Below are 1,143 nucleotides of genomic sequence, written 5' to 3'. Positions count from 1 at the left end.
GCCGCCCCGAAGGGGCGCGGGGAACGGCGCGAGGAAACGGCGGCACGGAGTAACTCCTCGCGGTCCTCGCTGCGCAGGGCGAGCGCGTCGGCCAGCTGCTGCACCGTGGTCATCCGCGGGTTGCCGCGCTTGCCGGTCTCCAGGCCGCGGATGGTGCTCACACTGACACCGGAACGCCGCTCCAGCTCGTCCTGGGTCAGTCCCGCCTTCTCACGCAGCCGGCGCAGCACCGCGCCGAACTCACCGGCCACAGGCCATGGCCCTTCCCCCTTGAAGTCGTCCGTTTCCGCAGGCCGGGACTCTAGCGCGGGCACCGGTCACATATGACCGGTTGAATGCTCTGTCCACATTTCCTGCACGACGGCCAGTCTCGACCACATCGACGCCAGCGACCGGGACGAGGGGATCGACCGGTCCCGAGAACGGGGAGTGGCCATGCCGACGACGACCGCCGGGCGGTGCGACCGGGGCGTCACAGGTCTCACCGCCGAGGAACGCGAAGTGCTCTACGCGCTCGGCTGCGGCCTGGGGGACGCCGAGATCGCCGCCGCCCTGCTCCTGCCCGAACCAGTGGTGGCCGAACGGCTCGGCCATGTGCTGGGGAAACTGGGGCTGCGCGACCGGGCCGCCGCCATCGTGCACGCCTTCGACTGCGGTCTGGTCATCCCGGGCCAGGGACCGCGCCGGCCGGTGCCGGGGAACACCGTCGCCCGTGGTGACGGCGCCGCGTCCGGCCCCTGGCTGCGGGTGTCGGTACTCGGTCCGCTCCGGGCGACGCTCGCGGGCCGGCCCCTGGACGTCGGCCCCGTGCGGCAGCAGGCCGTGCTGGCGGCACTCGCCCTGAGCCCGACCCGTTCCGTCAGCCGGGCACGCCTGCTGGAGGACGTCTGGGGCAGGGAGATGCCGGACGGCAATGTCGTACCCGTCTACGTGTACCGGCTGCGCAGGATCCTGCGTCTCGGGGAGCGCCCGGACTCGGTGATCCGGCGCGACCGGTACGGGTACGGACTGGTCCAGGGCATCGCCGAGGTGGACGCGCTGTGCGTGGACGACCTGGCCGGCCGGGCCGTGGCGGCCGAACGCGCCGCCCGAGCCCACCTTGACGTCCAGCACCAGCGAACCGGTGCCCTCGGCGATCTTCTT

Annotated in this window: 2 protein-coding genes; one reads left to right on the top strand and one right to left on the bottom strand. The window is 72.7% G+C overall.

The annotated features are described in order from the left end of the window. Positions 1-251 (bottom strand): helix-turn-helix transcriptional regulator (locus H5J33_RS36065; protein ID WP_181798872.1); only part of this gene is annotated, 251 nt, incomplete at its 3' end. 184 nt (positions 252-435) lie between these two features. Here H5J33_RS36065 and H5J33_RS36060 point away from each other — a divergent pair. Then, the coding region (locus H5J33_RS36060; protein ID WP_258565643.1) for a winged helix-turn-helix domain-containing protein at positions 436-1,143 on the top strand (708 nt) is incomplete at its 3' end.

This window comes from Streptomyces sp. WELS2, assembly GCF_013870595.1.
Classification (GTDB): Bacteria; Actinomycetota; Actinomycetes; order Streptomycetales; family Streptomycetaceae; genus Streptomyces.
The sequence above is the reverse complement of the archived record's forward strand: the minus strand, read 5'-3'. Positions and strand labels throughout refer to the sequence as shown.